This window comes from Mesorhizobium sp. U510 (assembly GCF_059180695.1).
This window is the reverse complement of record NZ_CP180532.1, coordinates 3,559,432-3,576,632: the sequence shown is the minus strand read 5'-3', so window position 1 is coordinate 3,576,632 and position 17,201 is coordinate 3,559,432. Positions and strand designations below refer to the sequence as shown.

At 64.4% G+C, this 17,201-nt stretch carries 11 protein-coding genes; 2 read left to right on the top strand and 9 right to left on the bottom strand.

The window, feature by feature from the left end; translation table 11 throughout:
- The first annotated feature begins 134 nt into the window (after positions 1-134).
- Together pepN and ACLGL5_RS18680 are read left to right on the top strand one after the other, a co-directional pair.
- Positions 135-2,780, top strand: a complete 2,646-nt coding sequence (gene pepN, locus ACLGL5_RS18685; protein WP_069091753.1) for an aminopeptidase N — start codon at positions 135-137, stop codon at positions 2,778-2,780.
- 195 nt (positions 2,781-2,975) lie between these two features.
- On the top strand, positions 2,976-5,297 hold the full coding sequence (locus tag ACLGL5_RS18680; RefSeq protein ID WP_019857156.1) for a PAS domain-containing sensor histidine kinase: 2,322 nt from the start codon (positions 2,976-2,978) through the stop codon (positions 5,295-5,297).
- A 45-nt stretch (positions 5,298-5,342) separates the two neighbouring features.
- Here the strand turns inward: ACLGL5_RS18680 and ACLGL5_RS18675 are convergent, their stop codons facing one another.
- The 9 genes from ACLGL5_RS18675 to ccmI form a co-directional block, all read right to left on the bottom strand.
- Complete coding sequence (locus ACLGL5_RS18675; protein ID WP_494372739.1) at positions 5,343-5,813, bottom strand: EF-hand domain-containing protein; 471 nt, start codon at positions 5,811-5,813, stop codon at positions 5,343-5,345.
- 139 nt (positions 5,814-5,952) lie between these two features.
- A complete protein-coding gene (locus ACLGL5_RS18670; protein ID WP_069091751.1) occupies positions 5,953-8,913 on the bottom strand; it encodes a bifunctional [glutamine synthetase] adenylyltransferase/[glutamine synthetase]-adenylyl-L-tyrosine phosphorylase in 2,961 nt (986 codons plus the stop codon).
- Positions 8,913-10,391, bottom strand: a complete 1,479-nt coding sequence (locus tag ACLGL5_RS18665) for a sensor histidine kinase (protein WP_019857153.1) — start codon at positions 10,389-10,391, stop codon at positions 8,913-8,915. The genes ACLGL5_RS18670 and ACLGL5_RS18665 overlap by 1 nt, the downstream gene beginning before the upstream one ends.
- 8 nt (positions 10,392-10,399) lie before the next feature.
- Positions 10,400-11,074 (bottom strand): response regulator transcription factor, encoded by a 675-nt coding sequence (locus ACLGL5_RS18660; protein WP_027046649.1) that lies wholly within the window; start codon positions 11,072-11,074, stop codon positions 10,400-10,402.
- 355 nt (positions 11,075-11,429) lie between these two features.
- Positions 11,430-12,980 carry a Do family serine endopeptidase gene (locus ACLGL5_RS18655; protein WP_069091750.1) on the bottom strand — a complete coding sequence of 517 codons (1,551 nt, stop codon included), beginning with the start codon at positions 12,978-12,980 and terminating at the stop codon, positions 11,430-11,432.
- Positions 12,981-13,113: 133 nt separating this feature from the next.
- Positions 13,114-13,581: a cytochrome c-type biogenesis protein gene (locus tag ACLGL5_RS18650; protein WP_038645598.1), complete on the bottom strand. Its 468-nt coding sequence runs from the start codon at positions 13,579-13,581 to the stop codon at positions 13,114-13,116.
- Positions 13,578-15,569 carry a heme lyase CcmF/NrfE family subunit gene (locus ACLGL5_RS18645; protein ID WP_038645596.1) on the bottom strand — a complete coding sequence of 664 codons (1,992 nt, stop codon included), beginning with the start codon at positions 15,567-15,569 and terminating at the stop codon, positions 13,578-13,580. Before ACLGL5_RS18645 ends, ACLGL5_RS18650 begins: the two co-directional genes overlap by 4 nt.
- 38 nt (positions 15,570-15,607) lie before the next feature.
- Positions 15,608-16,051 (bottom strand): cytochrome c maturation protein CcmE, encoded by a 444-nt coding sequence (gene ccmE, locus ACLGL5_RS18640; RefSeq protein ID WP_010915048.1) that lies wholly within the window; start codon positions 16,049-16,051, stop codon positions 15,608-15,610.
- Positions 16,052-16,059: 8 nt separating this feature from the next.
- Positions 16,060-17,199: a c-type cytochrome biogenesis protein CcmI gene (gene ccmI / locus ACLGL5_RS18635; protein WP_069091749.1), complete on the bottom strand. Its 1,140-nt coding sequence runs from the start codon at positions 17,197-17,199 to the stop codon at positions 16,060-16,062.
- Between the last annotated feature and the right edge of the window lie 2 nt (positions 17,200-17,201).

The following is a 17,201-nucleotide window of genomic DNA, read 5'->3' as shown; positions in this document are numbered from 1 at the left end:
GTGGAGAACGAATGCCTGAAATAGGCATCGTCCGAGTTTTGTCGAGGGACCATTTCGTGTAAAGAGCGCGGACTTCAAATTTCTTGGACCAGCGGGAACCCCGCGCCAACGCAATCGACAGGAAAAACAACGGAATGCGCACGGACACCGGCCAGGTCTTCAAGCTCGAAGACTATCGCCCCAACGATTATCTCATTCCGCAGACCAACCTCACCTTCCGCCTTTCGCCCGAGGCCACGATCGTCACCGCGACACTGACGGTCGAACGCCGCGACGGCGGAGCCGCGGCGGCGCCATTGGTGCTCGACGGCGACGGGCTGACGCTCAAGCGCGTCGAGATCAACGGCAAGAAGGCAAAACCAGCGGACCTGCTGGTGACACCTGATCAGCTCACCATTCTCAAGCCGCCGGGCGCGCGGCGCTTCCTACTGCTGATCGAGACCGAACTAGCCCCGGCGGGTAACGAGGCCCTGATGGGTCTCTACCGCTCGAACAACGTCTATTGCACGCAATGCGAGGCCGAGGGCTTCCGCCGCATCACCTATTTCCTCGATCGCCCCGACATCCTGTCCGTCTACACCGTGCGGATCGAGGCGCTCCGTGACGAGGCGCCGCTGCTCCTGTCCAATGGCAATCCGGGAGACAAGGGCGATATCGGCGACAGTTGGCATTATGCCGTCTGGCATGACCCCTTCCCCAAGCCATCCTACCTGTTCGCGCTGGTGGCCGGCAATCTTGGCCAGGTCGCCGACAGTTTCGTCACAATGTCGGGCCGCGAGGTCGAACTCGGCATCTATGTCGAGCGCGGCAAGGAGAAGCTGGCCGGCTATGCCATGGACGCGCTGAAGCGGTCGATGCGATGGGACGAGGAGGCGTTTGGCCGCGAATACGACCTCGACGTCTTCAACATCGTCGCCGTGTCCGACTTCAACATGGGCGCGATGGAGAACAAGGGCCTCAACATCTTCAACGACAAATATGTGCTGGCCGACGAGGAGACCGCGACGGACGCCGATTTCGCCAATATCGAGGCGATCATCGCGCATGAGTATTTCCACAATTGGACAGGCAACAGAATCACTTGCCGCGACTGGTTCCAGCTTTGCCTGAAGGAAGGCCTGACTGTGTTCCGCGACCATGAATTCTCCGCCGACCAGCGCTCGCGCGCGGTCAAGCGCATTGCCGAGGTGCGTACGCTGCGCGCCCACCAGTTTCCCGAGGACCAGGGTCCGCTGGCGCATCCGGTGCGGCCGCGCCGCTACCGTGAGATCAACAATTTCTACACGGCGACGGTCTACGAAAAGGGCTCCGAAGTGGTGCGCATGATCCGCACCATCCTGGGGGCAGATGTCTTTCGCGCCGGCATGGACCTGTATTTCGAGCGGCATGACGGCGAAGCGGCGACCATCGAGGACTTCATCAAAGTGTTCGAGGATGCATCCGGCCGCGACCTGTCGCAGTTCGCGCTCTGGTACCATCAGGCCGGCACGCCCAATCTGACGGTCAGTTCGACGCACAATCAGGCCGCGCAGGAATTCACGCTCGAAATCGAGCAGTCGGTGCCGCCGACACCCTCCGAAAGCCGTAAGCGGCTGATGCATATTCCTCTCGCCTTCGGGCTGATTGGCGCCGGCGGCAAGCCTGTCGCGTTTAGCGGCGTCGAGGGCGCCAGCGTCGAGGACGGCGTCATCCATCTACGCAAGCGCCGCCATATGGTGCGTTTCTCGGGCGTTGCTGAACGTCCGGCGGTGTCGCTCAACCGCGGCTTTTCGGCGCCGGTGACGCTGTCGGTCGAGCAGAAGGCCGACGACCAGTTCTTCCTTGCCCGCCATGACAGCGATGCCTTTTCGCGCTGGCAAGCCTTCAACACGCTGCTCACCGATGCGCTGATCGTTGCCTTCCGCGAGTTCCTTGGCGGCAAGCATCCGGTCTTCGCGACACGACTGACGGAGCTCGCCGGCAGCATCGCCGGCGATGAGACGCTGGAGCCTGCTTACCGGGCGCTTGCGCTGGCACTGCCGGGCGATGCCGACATCGCCCGCGACATCGGCAAGAACATCGACCCCGATGCCATTCATGCAGCCCGGCAGACCCTTGCGCTGGCGATCGCTACGGCCAATGGCGAGGCATTTTCCGAACTCTACCACAGCCTTGCCGACAAGGCCCCCTTCAGCCCGGACGCGGCGAGCGCGGGACGACGCGCCCTGCGCAACACTTTGCTGGACTATCTCTCGCTGCTGCCGGGCGGAGCGGCATTGGCGGCCGGGCATTTCCAGTCGGCGACCAACATGACCGACCGCGCGGCCGCCCTTGCCGTGCTCGCGCATCGCCACCACGCCTCGCCGGAGGCAAACAAGGCGCTGGCGGCTTTCGAAAAGACCTATGCATCCGATCCGCTGGTCATGGACAAATGGTTCCAGATCCAGGCCAGCGTGCCGGGGCCGCAGGCTGTGGACACGGTCCGGGCTCTAACCGCCCATCCGGCCTTCTCGATGGCCAATCCGAACCGGGTGCGTTCGCTGATCGGCACATTCTCCAGCGCCAACCAGACCGGCTTCCACCGCGCCGACGGCGAAGGCTACCGGTTCTTCGCGCAAACGGTGCTCGAGGTCGAGAAGCGCAATCCGCAAGTGGCGGCAAGGCTGGCGACGGCACTGCGGTCGTGGCGTTCGCTCGAGCCGGGCCGGCAGGCCAAGGCCAGGGAGGCGCTGCTTTCGATCGCCAATGCCGAAAACCTGTCGGCGGACCTGCGCGATATTGTCGAGCGCACGCTGGCCTAGGCGCCCTTGCCTTCTCCCGTGTGGGAGAAGGCCCAGCCGCCGCACCAGCAGAAGCGCATTATTTTAGTCGATTTTTAATCTTTTTTCGCCGGGCCACTGGACAAGGCGAATCACGTTTGATTCTTTACTGACGATTCGGAAGTGCGGCGTTTGCCGGATCACAAAGCAGCATAGGCAATTCGGGGAGTGCCATTTATGGCAAAGGCGGACGCGTGGGGCGCGCCCGGTGGGATGGTTTTTGCGCGTCGCGAGGCGCGCAGCGACGGCCTTGCCGGGAATACGCGGCTCATTGCCGAACCGGCCTACAAGCGGCTTCTGGCCGCCGAACCGCTGCTGCGCCGGTCGATACCGGCCCTCATCATCATCTTCCTGCTCGTCATCGCGGCGCTGCGCGTGCTGTCGCTGATGAATGAGCGCGACGATGTCGAACGCGACGCCAAGGCGATCCTGACGCTGGCGGCGGGCCAGCTGGCCAGTTCGCTGGCCACCACCTCGGACACCGTGCCCGGCGCTGTCCAGGACCTGCTGGAGACCACCAGCCGCCAGGGCGCGATGGGCCGCAGCCATGTGCTCGTCATCACCGACAGCGCTTTCAGGATCACCGCGGTGACGCCGCGCTCGATGCCCTGGCAAGGCCATTCGCTCGACGGCCTCGTCCAGGGCGGCCAGCCGCTGTTCATGTTCGGCGACCGTGCCGGCGTCATGGAGGTCAACATCGGCGGCCAGGACTGGTACGCCGCGGTCAGCGTGGCCAAGGATCGCAAGGGAGCCGCGGCGGCGCTGGTGCCGCAAGAGGCGGTCTTCGACACGTGGCGCAAGACCGTCTCGCTCAACGTCACCTTGTTCGTGCTGACGGCCGGCGTGCTGATCATCATCCTCTACGCCTATTTCGGGCAGGCGGCGCGCGCCCAGGCCGCCGACCGCATCTACCTCGAAGCGCATCAGCGCATCGACATGGCGCTGGTGCGTGGCCGCTGCGGCCTGTGGGACTGGGACATGGTGCGCGGCAAGATGTACTGGTCGCGTTCCATGTACGACATGCTGGGCTACGAGCCCTGCGATACGATGCTGTCCTTCGGCGAGGTCGACGAGATCATCCATCCCGAAGATGGCGACCTGTTCGAGCTCGCCAACAGAATCGTCGCTCGCGAAATCGACCACATCGACCAGGTGTTCCGGATGCGGCATGCCGATGGCCAATGGGTGTGGATGCGTGCTCGTGCGCAGGTCATGGATCCGGAGGCGCCGGAAATCCAGCTGATCGGCATCGCCGTCGACGTCACCGAACAGCGCCATCTGGCGTTGCGGTCCGAAGCCGCCGACCTTCGCCTGAGAACAGCGATCGAGAACATCAACGAATCCTTCGTGCTGTGGGATTCGGCGCAGCGGCTGATCATGTGCAACTCCAAATACCAGCAGGACAACGGACTGTCGGATCGCGACGTGATGCCGGGTGTGACACGCGCTTCGCTGGAAGGGCGGATGCTGGCCTTTGCGTCCGAACGCCGGCTTGCCAACACCAATGGTCCGCAAGGCGGCGCCACTTTCGAGCGGCAGCTGTCCGACGGCCGCTGGCTGCAGGTCAATGAGCTTCGGACCCGGGACGGCGGCATCGTCTCGGTCGGCTCCGACATCACCCAGATCAAGCTGCATCAGGAGAAGCTGGTCGACAGCGAACGGCGGCTGATGGCGACGATCCATGATCTCAGCCTCGCGCGGCGGGCCGAAGAGGAGCGGTCGCGCGAACTCGTCGACCTCAACCGCAAATACATGAAGGAAACCGAGCGCGCCGAGGCGGCGAACCGGGCCAAGTCCGAATTCCTGGCCAACATGTCGCATGAGTTGCGCACGCCGCTGAACGCCATCATCGGCTTCTCCGAGTTGATGGAACAGCGGCTGTTCGGTCCGCTGGGGTCGGCGCGCTACGAGGAGTACGCCACCGACATCAACAGCAGCGGCAAATACCTGCTCGGCGTTATCAACGATATTCTCGACATGTCCAAGATCGAGGCCGGCCAGTTCTCGCTGGACCAGGAGCAGATCGACCTCGGTCCGCTGATCAGCGAGACGGTGCGCGTCGTCTCGTTGCAGGCAGCGCAAAAGGCGATCACGGTGGAAACGCGCATCGCCGACGCTCTGAGTCTGTTCGCCGATCGCCGGGCGATCAAGCAGATCGTCATCAACCTTCTGTCCAACGCGGTGAAGTTCACCGGCCAGGGCGGCCATATATCGGTCAGGGCCCGCAACACATCGGGCGCGCTGGTGCTGACCATCGAGGACAATGGCTGCGGCATCCCGAAAGAGGCGCTCGGCAAGCTCGGCCGACCCTTCGAACAGGTGCAAAACCAGTTCTCCAAGAACCATGCCGGGTCCGGTCTCGGTCTCGCCATCTCACGTTCGCTGGCCGAGCTCCAGGGCGGCGCGCTGAAGATCCGTTCGACCGAAGGTGTCGGCACGATCGTGTCGGTGCGCATTCCGGTGAAGAAGGCGCCGCCGGCCGTCAGGGCCGCCGCTTGAGCAGCAGGCTCCGAGCGATATCGCCGGAGCCTTGATCAAACAATGTTATTGGACGCCGTCGTCATCATCCGATTGGCGGTGATGGCCAAGGCGATGGCCCTTCGGCAGTTCGCTCTTCTCGATCTTGCCGTCATTGTTCTTGTCGAGCATGGCGAACACCTTCTTCTCACGACCGGTGATGTCATCCGTGGTCAGCGTGCCGTCGCCCTTGGTGTCGTAGCGGGCGATGATGCGCCTGGCCATCCGCTCGAAGCGCGCCTTCTCCAGCGCGTCGGCGAGTTGGGCGACGGTCAGCTTGCCGCCATTGTCGGCAACGAGCTTCTTCAGCCGCGCGTTCATGGCGTCGGAAAACTGGTCGAAGGTGATGGCGCCGCCTGAATAGCTCATCGCCTTGTCGAGTTGGGACATCATGCCGTCGCGCATTTTCGCGCTGGCATTGTTTTCGGCATAGGCGGTGGTGCCGACGGCGCCGGCAAGTGCTGCGAAGGCGAGGGCAAGCTTGGTTGACTTTCTCATGGTCTTCTCCTGTTGCATCGTCACCCCCGATGCGAGAGCGGCGGATCTTCGATCCTGTTGCCGCTCTATCTCATTGTTCGAGCATCGGATTTTCCCAAAACCGGCTTCCACTTTTGGGTCCGATGCTTCGACAGTTATTTCATGGTCGTCCGACATGAAGCAAAAGATCAAAGTCCTTCCTGACCTTCTGCGACGTCTCCTTGAGATGTGCTTCCAGCACACCGAAATCCGGCAGGTCGGTGACCGCCAGAAGCAGATCCGAAAGCCCCGGCGGAACGTCGTCGCGCTCGAACGGGCCGGTGAGGCACAGCCGGGTCATCTGGGTCAGCGCCAGATAGAGTGCGAAGGCGGCACCAAGCTCTTGCCTGACCCCGGCACCGGCGAAGCCAGGCGCGAGGCGGGACAGGATCTCCGCCGTACCGGTGACACGCGGCCCGGCCTCGACCTTCCCGGTGAGGACAGCCACCTGGGCGATGAATTCGAGATCGATCAGCCCGCCGGGAATCAGCTTGATGTCCCAGAGATCGCGTGCCGGCTTTTCCTTCTCGATCATGGCGCGCATGTCCGAGGCTTCGGTCTTCACCTTTGCCGCATCGCGCGGCTGGCCAAGTACGGCTGCGACTTCCGCTTCGACCTCGGCGCACAGGCCGGCATCGCCGCCAATGGCGCGTGCCCGCGACAGCGCCATGTGTTCCCAGGTCCAGGCCTCCTGGCGCTGGTATTTCTTGAAGGCATCGATGTGGGTGGCCACCGGCCCCTTGTTGCCGGACGGCCGCAGCCGCAGGTCGAGTTCGTAGAGCACTCCTTCCGCCGTCGGCGCCGATACGGCCGAGATCAGCCGCTGTGTCATGCGGGTGTAGTAGTGGGAAGGCGCCAGCGGCTTGTCGCCGTCGGAGTCCTCGGCGTCCGCGTCATGGTCGTAGAGCAGGATGAGATCGACGTCCGATCCCGCGGTCAATTCGCGGCTGCCGAGCTTGCCCATGCCGAGCAGCGAAACCACGCCGCCGGCGATCGTGCCGTGGCGCGCCGCGAATTCGGCGGTCACCGCCTGCAACGCCGCCTCGATGGTGAGATCGGCGAGATCGGAAAAGGCGCGGCCGGCGCGGGCCGGATCGATCGAACCGGCAAGCAGCCGCACGCCGATCAGAAACTTTTGTTCCGAGGCAAAGATGCGCAGCCGGTCGAGCACCTCCTCATAGGCCCTGTCGCCTTCAAGGAAGGCGGAAAGCCGTGCCGAGAGATAGGCGCGGTCGGGGAGTTCAGTCAGCAAGGCCGGGTCGAGCAGGCCGTCGAAAACATGCGGCCGGCGCGTGATGATCGCCGCCAGCCGAGGCGCGGCGCCCATGATCGTCGCCATCAGCTTGAGCAGCGCCGGGTTGGACTGCAACAGCGAGAACAGCTGGATGCCGGCAGGCAGGCCGGCAAGGAATTCGTCGAAACGGATCAAGGCTTCGTCCGCCCGGCGCGTCTGGCCGAAGGCCTTGAGCAGCGCTGGCGTCAATTCCGTCAACCGCTCACGCGCTTCCGCCGACTGGGTGACGCGATAGCGGCCGAAATGCCAGCCGCGGATGACGCGGCAGATGTCGCTCGGCCGCTGGAAGCCGAGACCCTGCAAGGTCTGCAGCGTGTTGGGGTCATCGACATCGCCGGTGAAGACCAGATTGCCGATCCCCGCCGAAAGCTCCGGGGCCGTTTCAAACAGTGCTGCATAATGGCGCTCGACCTGCTGCAGCGAGGCGCGGAATGCCAGGGAAAACGCCGCCGCATCGGCAAAGCCCAGCATGTGGGCGATGCGCTCCAGCCCTTCATCGTCTTCCGGCAGCGTATGCGTCTGCTCGTCCGCCACCATCTGAACGGCATGCTCGACACGGCGCAGGAACCAGTATTGGCGGGCGAGTGCGTCACGCGCATTGGCGGTGATCCAGCCGCGCGCGGCGAGCTGGCCAAGCATCGACACCGTTTCGCGGCCGCGCAGTTCGGGGAAGCGGCCGCCGGCGATGAGCTGCTGGGTCTGGACGAAGAACTCGATTTCGCGGATGCCGCCACGGCCGAGCTTGACGTTGTGGCCCTTCACGGCGATCTCGCCATGGCCCTTGTGGGCGTGGATCTGGCGCTTGATCGAATGGACGTCGGCAATCGCCGCGTAGTCCATGTATTTGCGCCAGATATAGGGCTGGAGTTCCCTGAGGAATGCAGCAGCCGCAGCCAGATCGCCGGCCACCGGACGCGCCTTGATCATCGCCGCGCGTTCCCAGTTCTGGCCGCGCGCTTCGTAATAGCGCAGAGCCGCTTCAACAGGGATCGCCAGCGGCGTCGAACCGGGATCGGGACGCAGCCTTAGATCGGTGCGGAAGACATAGCCGTGCTCGGTGCGGTCCTGCAGGATGCGCACCAAGCGCCGCGTCAGCCGCGAAAACAGCTCTGTGGCGTCGAGCGGGTCGACCACGGCAGGCGCTTCCGGATCGAAGAAGACGACAAGATCGATGTCGGAGGAGAAATTCAGCTCATGCGCGCCAAGCTTGCCCATGCCGAGCAGGATCCAGCCCGATTGCAGCGACGGGTTGTCGAGATCCCGCAGTTTGAGCTTGCCCTGGCCATGCGCGTCGCGCAGCAGGAAGTCGACGGCCGCGCGCGAGCAGGCATCGGCAAGATCACTCAACCGCCGCACGGTCAGCGACGTTTCCGCCTCACCGGCAAGGTCAGCCAGCGCGATCAGGAAATGTGCCTCGGCCTTGCACTGGCGCAGTTCCATCATCAGGCTGGATTCGGAGACCGTCTCGGCCAACGGCGCCTGTTCGATCGCGGCGGTGATCGCCTCCAGGCGCGCCTCGACCGGCTGGTCAAAAAGGGCATCCAGGATACGAGGCCTGCGCCGCGCCGCGTCACGCAAAAACGGCGAGAGGTCGAAGACTGCGGCCAAGAAATCCTGGCCCTCCCCCTTGCCGGCCAGGAATTTGGCCAGCCGCGTCAACCCTTCTTCGCGTGCCGCCGCGGCGATTTCGGCCAGTTCCTGCCGCGACCTGGCTTCGTCGAGAGGGGCGAGCCCAAGGGCAGGCTTCAACTGCCAGTCCGTGACCGTCCGCTTCGCAACCGCAGCCATCAGTGATCCTCCCGTGAGGGGAAACTCATGACCACGGATAGTCCCGGATTGCCAGGCAAGAGATCAAGCCTTCCATGATGGAAACTCATGACCGCCTTGGCGAGGCTGAGGCCAAGGCCGGAGCCCGGTTGCGAACGGCTTTTCTCCAGCCGCACGAAACGTTCGGTCGCCCGGGCCCGATCGGCATCGTCCGGAATGCCCTGGCCGTTGTCGACGACACAAAGCCTGATCTCGCCATGGGTCCGCTCGAGCGTCACGCGAACGGCCGGCTTGGATGTGGAGTCCGTCGAATATTTGATCGCATTGTCGACGATGTTGGACAGCGCCTGGCCGATCAGCTCGCGGTTGCCGTCGACAAGAAAAGCGCCATTCACGTCGGCTTCGAGCGAAACGCCAGCCTCTTCCGCCACCGGCTCGTAGAGCTCGGCGACATCACGCACGGCCGCCGCCAGATCGACGCGATTGGTGTGCTCTGACGAATATCCGGCCTCGAGCCGGGAGATCATCAGGATGGCGTTGAAGGTCTTTATCAGCTGGTCGGACTCGGCGATGGTGCCTTCCAGCGCCTGGCGGTAATCGGCGGGCTTGTGCTTGCCCGAAAGTGTCGCTTCGGCGCGGTTGCGCAGCCGGGTCAGCGGCGTCTTCAGATCATGCGCGATGTTGTCGGAAACCTGCTTGAGGCCTTCGTTGAGCGTGGCGATCCTGGCCAGCATGGAATTGAGATTTTCCGAAAGCCGGTCGAATTCATCGCCGGCGCCGGTCACCGGCAGCCGGCCCGAGAGATCACCGCCCATGATGCGACGACTGGCCTCCGACACGCTGTCGATGCGCTTCAGCGCGGCGCGGCCGACAAAGAACCAGATTAGCAGTCCGCCGAGCCCCATCATGCCGAGCGCCAGCGTCAGCGCACGGCGGATGACGGCACGAAAGCGCTCCGGTTCGCCAAGATCGCGGCCGACCAGCATGATCATCTGGTTAGGCAGCCGCAGCACCAGCGCAATGGCGTTGTGGCCCTTCTCGCCTTCGGCCGGCACCGCGTTCTCGCCGGTCGCAGGCGGCGGCGTCTGGTCTGACGTTCCGCTGCGCAGGCGATCAAGCTCGCCTTCGCCAAAGCGCTTGTAGGAGAACGGCTCGGTCGTCCAACCCTCGGTGTCGATCACCCCCGGCTCGAGGCTCTGTACGTTGCCGGTTAGAATCTGGCCGTTGGCATCGGCGATGAGATAGAGGTTGGCCCCAGGCTGGCGGGAGCGGTTTTCGACCACGCGCACCAGCACGGGCAGGCCGCCGCGCTGATAGGCGCGGGCGAGGCCCAGCACTTCGTCGTTGATGGTCTCCTGCGTCTGCGCCGTCAGCATGCGCGCCGAAAGCGAGGTCATGTAGAAGACGAGCAGCACGGCGCAGAGCGCGAAGAGCAGAAGGTAAAGCGCCGAAAGCCGCGCTGCCGTCGTCCTCATGATGGCCGGCACGGAGAGAGCCATGCTGTCGCCTAGCCGCCCTTCAGCATGTAGCCGGCGCCGCGAACCGTATGCAGGATCGGCTTGTCGAAGCCTTTTTCGATCTTGCCGCGCAGCCGCGAGACGTGGACATCGATGACATTGGTCTGCGGGTCGAAATGATAATCCCAGACATTTTCGAGCAGCATGGTGCGCGTCACCACCTGGCCGGCATGGCGCATCAGATATTCGAGCAGGCGGAACTCGCGCGGCTGCAGGGTGATCTCGCGCGCCGCCCGGCGCACCGAATGCGACAGCCTGTCGAGTTCAAGGTCGCCAACCCGGTAGACGGTTTCGGCTTCCTTGGCACTGGCACGTCGGTTCAACACCTCGACGCGGGCCAGAAGTTCGGAAAACGCATAGGGCTTGGTCAGATAATCGTCGCCGCCGGCGCGCAGGCCGGTGACCCGGTCATCGACCTCGCCCAGCGCCGACAGGATCAGCACGGGCGTGGTGTTGCCGCGTGAGCGAAGACCGGCAATGACCGACAGACCGTCGCGGCGCGGCATCATCCGGTCGATGACCATCACGTCATAGTCGCCGGCATCCGCAAGCGCAAAACCGGTCTCGCCGTCACCGGCGACATGGGCGGTATGACCAGCCTCGGTGAAGGCTTTCTGCAGATAATCGGCAGCCTCGCGATCGTCTTCTATGACGAGAATCTTCATAGGGCCGTTATACGCGATTTCGCTGGAAGGTTGAGTGGCAGACATCTGCATTTTAGCCTTTGCCAAAGCGCATCGCGATCAAGATGATCGAGGTCCCGCGCGGAAGAATCTTACTCTGTGATTGTCTTCATCCTGGACACGCCCGCTTCGAGGCATGATCGGGCAAATCATCACATTCTCTCGGCTCAGGCCCGAGGCAGCGTTTTTGGGCGGCTTTTAGAATGTGCGGCAGCGGGCGATGGGAGGCCCGCTGCCGCTGGAGGAGAGCACGATGACTGACTAACGTACCCGGCTCCATGCTTTCCCGTGCGGCGGCTCGGGGGTGTTTGATACCGCCGCACCGGAAAAGTCGTTGTCAGCCCTTGGCGACGGGCAGCGCGACGAAACGGTTGTTGTTGTCGCGGGTTACCTGCATCAGCACCGCCTTGCGGCCGGACTTCACCGCCTCGGTCATCGCCTTGGTGACATCCTCGGTGCCATTCACTTCGTTCGAATTGACCGCGGTGATGATGTCTCCCGGCTGAATGCCGCGGTCGGCCGCAGCGCTGTCGGGATCGACATCGGTCACCACAAGGCCCTTGCCGTTTTCGGATTTGGTGACGGTGAGGCCGAGATCGGCCAGCGTATCAGGCTTCGCCGGAGCGGCGGGCTGCTGTTGCTGGTCGTTCGAGGCCTGCTTGTCGCTGGCCGGCAGCTTGCCGAGATCGACCTTGATCGTCTGGCTCTTGCCGCCACGCCAGACGGTGACGTCAACCGACTTGCCGGGCGAATAGGCGCCGATCAGGCGGGCGAGTTCCTTCGGCGAGGCAACATCCTTGCCGTCGACCTGGGTGATGACGTCGCCAGCCGTGATGCCGGCCTTCTTGCCGGGACCTTCGTCCTGGGCACTCGACACCAACGCACCATTGTTGGACTTCAGACCGAGCGATTCGGCGATGTCCGAGGTAACCGGCTGGATTTCGACGCCCAGCCAGCCGCGCTGCACCGCGCCACTCTTCATCAGGTCCTCGACAACCTGCTTGGCGGTCGAGGCAGGAATGTCGAAGGCGATGCCGACACTGCCGCCCGAGGGCGAGAAGATCGCCGTGTTGATGCCGACCACCTGACCGTTGAGGTTGAAGGTCGGGCCACCCGAATTGCCGCGGTTGACCGAGGCGTCGATCTGCAGGAAATCGTCGTAGGGGCCGGCGCCGATATCGCGGCCGCGCGCCGATACGATGCCGGCGGTGACGGTGCCGCCGAGGCCGAACGGATTGCCGACTGCCACGACCCAGTCGCCGACGCGAACCTTGGAATCGTCGGCGAAGTCGACATAGGTGAACTTGCCACCACCTTCGACCTTCAGCACGGCGAGATCGGTGCGCGGGTCGGTGCCGACCAGCTTGGCGTCGAGTTCCTTGCCGTCATTGGTCACCACGGTGAAGGCGGTGCCCTCTTCGACGACGTGGTTGTTGGTGACGAGGTAGCCGTCCTCGGAGATGAAGAAGCCGGAGCCCTGCGCCACCGGGCGCGGCTGGTCATTGCTGTGGTCGCGGTGACCGAAGCGGCGATGGCCTTCGTCATCCTGGCCGCCCTGGTCGCCAAAGCCCCGGAATTCCTTGAAGAAGCGGCGCAGTTGCGGATTGTTGGGAAGATTGTCGAAGCCGTCCTGGCCATCGGAGCCATCATCGGCGGTCGGCTGGATCTTGGCCTTCACCTTGACGCTGACCACGGCTGGCGACACGCGCTCGACGACATCGGCGAAACCTTGCACCTGCGGCGCCTCGACGCGTACGGCATCGGCCAGAACGGGGCTGGTTCCGCTGGTCAGCGCGCCAACGCCGATCACGCCGGCAACGGCGACGGAAGCGGCGGCAGCCAGGAGACGCTTGCGGGTGCGGGAGTATGAATTGGGGGCAATATTCATGGGGTCTCGTATCCTCTTTCAAAGGGACGCGGCTTGATCGGCATCCTCAGGAAAGGAGAATTAGAGCGGCGCACATTACCGCGCCATTTCCGACGCATGAAACTTTGGTAATGTTGGCGGTCGAAGGGAGCCGTCAGTCGCGGTGCAGGATAGCGTCCAATGCCGCCTGTTCATCGGCGGACAGGCTCTTTGTCGCCAGGGGTCGGCGCGAGCGCGCGGTCAGCACGATGAACACGCCTCCGACCAGCAGCAACAGCGCCGGCGTGCCCCAAAGCAGTGCGTTGCGCAGGTCGAAGCGCGGCTTCAGTAGCACGAATTCGCCGTAGCGCGAAACCACATAGTCCATGACCTGCTGGTCGGTATCGCCGGCGACGAGGCGCTGACGCACCAGGATGCGCAGGTCGCGGGCAAGGTCGGCGTCGGATTCGTCGATCGACTGGTTCTGGCAGACCATGCAGCGCAGGCCTTCCGACAGCGCCCGCGCCCGCGCCTCGAGCGCCGGATCGGCCAGCATCTCGTCAGGCTTCACCGCCAGCGCCGTGCCGGCAAAGCCGAGCGCCAGCATCAGGACGAGCAACGCGGCGCAGAACCTTGCCTTCATGGCAGGACCGTGGGCGCCACGACGTTCGCCTGCTTGCGCCGGCGCGAGGGCGCGCCGACACGCAGACGCCTGTCCATCAGCGACATGGCGGCGCCCGCCATCATCACCAGACCGCCGCCCCAGATCAGTGTCACCAGCGGCTTCCACCACAGGCGCACCACGACCGTGCCGTCCTTGGCCTCGTCGCCAAGCGATAGGTAGAGCTGGGAAAGACCAAGGGTCTTGATGCCGGACTCCGTCGTCGTCGTCTGCCGCACCGGATAGAAACGCTTGGCGGAACTGATTTCGCCGACAGGACTGCCGCTGACACCGATCAGCTCGAAGCGGCCACGGTCCTCGCTGTAGTTTGGCCCCTGCGCCGGATAAAGCCCGACGAAACGCAGCGTATGGCCAGACAATTCCACCGTCTCGCCGGCGCGCATGGTGAGGATCTTCTCGGTGCCGAAAGAGAGCGTGGCGACGATGCCGAGCAAGGTCAGGCCGAGGCCGAGATGGGCCAATGCCGTGCCGAAGACCGAGCGCGGCAGGCCGGCAAAGCGCCTGAGCATGACCGCCGGCGCAACCGATCCGACGCCGGACTTGACGGCAAGGTCGGTGAGCGCACCGGCGACCAGCCAGACCGCAAGGCCGATGCCGAGGGCGGCGAACACCGAGGCGCCGTCGATAAACAGGCCTGTGACGAGCATCGCCGCCAGCGCCGTGGCAAAGGCCGCCATAAGACGCTGAGACGCGGCGATGATGTCGCCGCGCTTCCAGGCGAGCAGCGGGCCGAACGGCACGAGGACCAGAAGCGGCAGCATCAATGGGCCGAAGGTCAGGTCGAAGAACGGTGCCCCGACCGAGATCTTGTCGCCGGTGAGCGCCTCCAGCGCCAGCGGATAGAGCGTGCCGACGAGCACTGTGGCGGTCGCCGTGGTCAGGAACAGATTGTTGAGGACGAGCGCGCCTTCACGCGAGATCGGATGGAACAGGCCGCCGGCGGTCAATCGCGAGGCGCGCAGCGCAAACAGCGCCAGCGAGCCACCGATGAAAAGCGTCAGGATGCACAGGATGAAGACGCCGCGCGCCGGATCGGTGGCGAAGGCATGCACCGAGGTGAGCACGCCCGAACGGACCAGGAAGGTGCCGAGCAGCGACAGCGAAAAGGTGAGGATGGCGAGCAGCAGCGTCCAGATCTTCAGCGCCGAGCGCTTTTCCATGACGATCGCCGAATGCAGCAGCGCGGTGCCCGCCAGCCACGGCATGAAGGAGGCGTTCTCGACCGGATCCCAGAACCAGAAACCGCCCCAGCCGAGTTCGTAATAGGCCCAGTACGACCCCATGGCGATGCCGCCAGTTAAGAACATCCAGGCGACCAGCGTCCATGGCCGCACCCAGCGCGCCCAGGAGGCGTCGATGCGCCCCTCGATCAGGGCGGCGACCGAGAAGGAAAAGCAGATGGAGAAGCCGACATAGCCGAGATAGAGCAGCGGCGGATGAATGGCCAGGCCGAGATCCTGCAGGACCGGGTTGAGGTCGCGGCCCTCGATCGGCGCCGGATTGAGCCGGATGAAAGGATTGGACGTCGCCAGGATGAACAGGAAGAAGGCAGCGCCGATAGCGCCCTGGACGGCCAGCACATTGGCGCGCAGCGTCGCCGGCAGATTGGAGCCGAAAGCGGCGACAAGCGCGCCAAAGAAGGTCAGGATCAGCACCCAGAGCAGCATCGAGCCTTCGTGATTGCCCCAGGTTCCGGTGATCTTGTAGATCATCGGCTGCAGCGAATGCGAGTTTTCCCAGACGCTCGCCACGGAGAAATCGGAGTTCGCATAGGCGCTCGCCAATGCGACAAAGGACAGCGCCGTCAGCGCGAAGCCGGTCACGGCGACAGGACCGCCGACAGCCATCAGGCGCTGGTTGTTGAGGCGTGCGCCGAACAGCGGCACGATCGTCTGCACCAGCGAAAGCGCAAACGCCAGGACCAGGGCGAAATGTCCGGTCTCAACCATGGTTGTTTCCGCAATTCACTCTTGCTCTCCCGCCAGGGCTATTCACTCTTGCTCTCCTGCCAGACGCCCTTGGCCTTCAGCCCGTCGGCCACTTCCTTGGGCATATAGCGCTCATCATGCTTGGCAAGCACGCTGTCGGCAACAAAGACGCCGTCCGGACCGAAACTGCCCTCGGTGATGACGCCCTGCTCCTCGCGAAAGAGGTCGGGCAAGATTCCGGTATAGGTGACCTTGACCGATTTGTGCGTGTCGGTGACCGAAAAGGCGACCGTCGCGCCCTGCCCGCGCTGGATGGTGCCTTTTTCGACCAAACCGCCGAGCCTGATGCGCTGGCCGGGCTGGACGCTCGCCGTGGTGAGGTCGGCCGGCATGTAGAAGTAGGAGGCCTTCTGGCCAAGCGCGTAGAAGGTCAGCCCGGTGGCGGCACCCAGGAAAGCCAATCCGCCCACGATGACCGACAATCGCTTCTGCTTGCGTGTCATGACACGTTTTACTCCGTCGCCGTCAGGCCGAGCGAGGCGGCAAAGGCGGTGAATTTCTTGGCTTCGTCGCTGCCGGCGCCAAAGACGGCGATGGCGCGACCGAGCGCCTCGCGCGCCTGATCGGTTTTGCCCAGCACGACATAGGAACGAACGAGCCGCATCCATCCTTCCGTGTCTCGCGGATTTTGCCGCAGTTTTTCGTCGAGGCCGGCGACCATGGTGTTGATCATGGCTTCGCGATCCTGCGGCGACATGGAGGATGCGGCGTCGACATCTGCGGCATCGGGGCCCTTCGCGGCCGCGCCGGAAGCGACTTCGGGGCTAGCGGATTTTGCCAGTGCCTGCTCGACGGCACTGCGCCATGGCGAATCCGGCGGCAAAGTGCCCAGCATCGCCTGCCAGGCCGTGGTCGCTTCCTTGTTGCGCCCCTCCTGCGCCAAGGCCACGGCCAGGTAGAAGCTGGCCTTGGCATTGGCGGGATCGAGCTTCAGCGCCGCCTCGAAGGCATCCTGGGCATCGGCGGAAACGATACCGCCCGCGGCACCGGCGATTGCCTCGCCGAGGCCGGCCTGGCGAACAGCGCTGTCGCCGGCGAGGCGGATGGCATTGCGGTACGCGGCGACCGCGTCGGAGAAGCGCTGCATGCGCAGATAGACCGGGGCCAGCACGTCCCACCCCCTGCCGTCGGACGGGTTGGCGGCAAGGTGGGCCTCGGCGCGTGCAACCAATTCGTCGACCGAACTGTCGGCCGGGTTCTTGGCCAGCCGTTGGCTGAGCGGCTGCGCCGGCAAGTCAGGCGAGCCGATCTGGCTGTAAACACCCCAGCTGACCAGCGGGACCGCCAGCACGGCCACGGTCGCGACAAGCCGCGCCGTGACCGAAGCCGGCCGGGCCGATGCCTTGCCGGCCGTATCGGCATTGTCGAGGCGCAGGATGCGGCGCGCGATTTCGGCGCGCGCCTCGGCCGCTTCCGCCGGCTGGATCAAGCCGCGCCCGGCGTCGCGGTCAAGCTCGGACAACTGGTCGCGATAGACTTCCAGATCGTGATCGCCACTCGACGACGTGCCCTTGGCTCCCGCGGCCAGCGGCAGCAGCACCGCCAGGCTCGCGCCGAGCGTCAGTATCGCGGCTATGACCCAGAACAGCATGG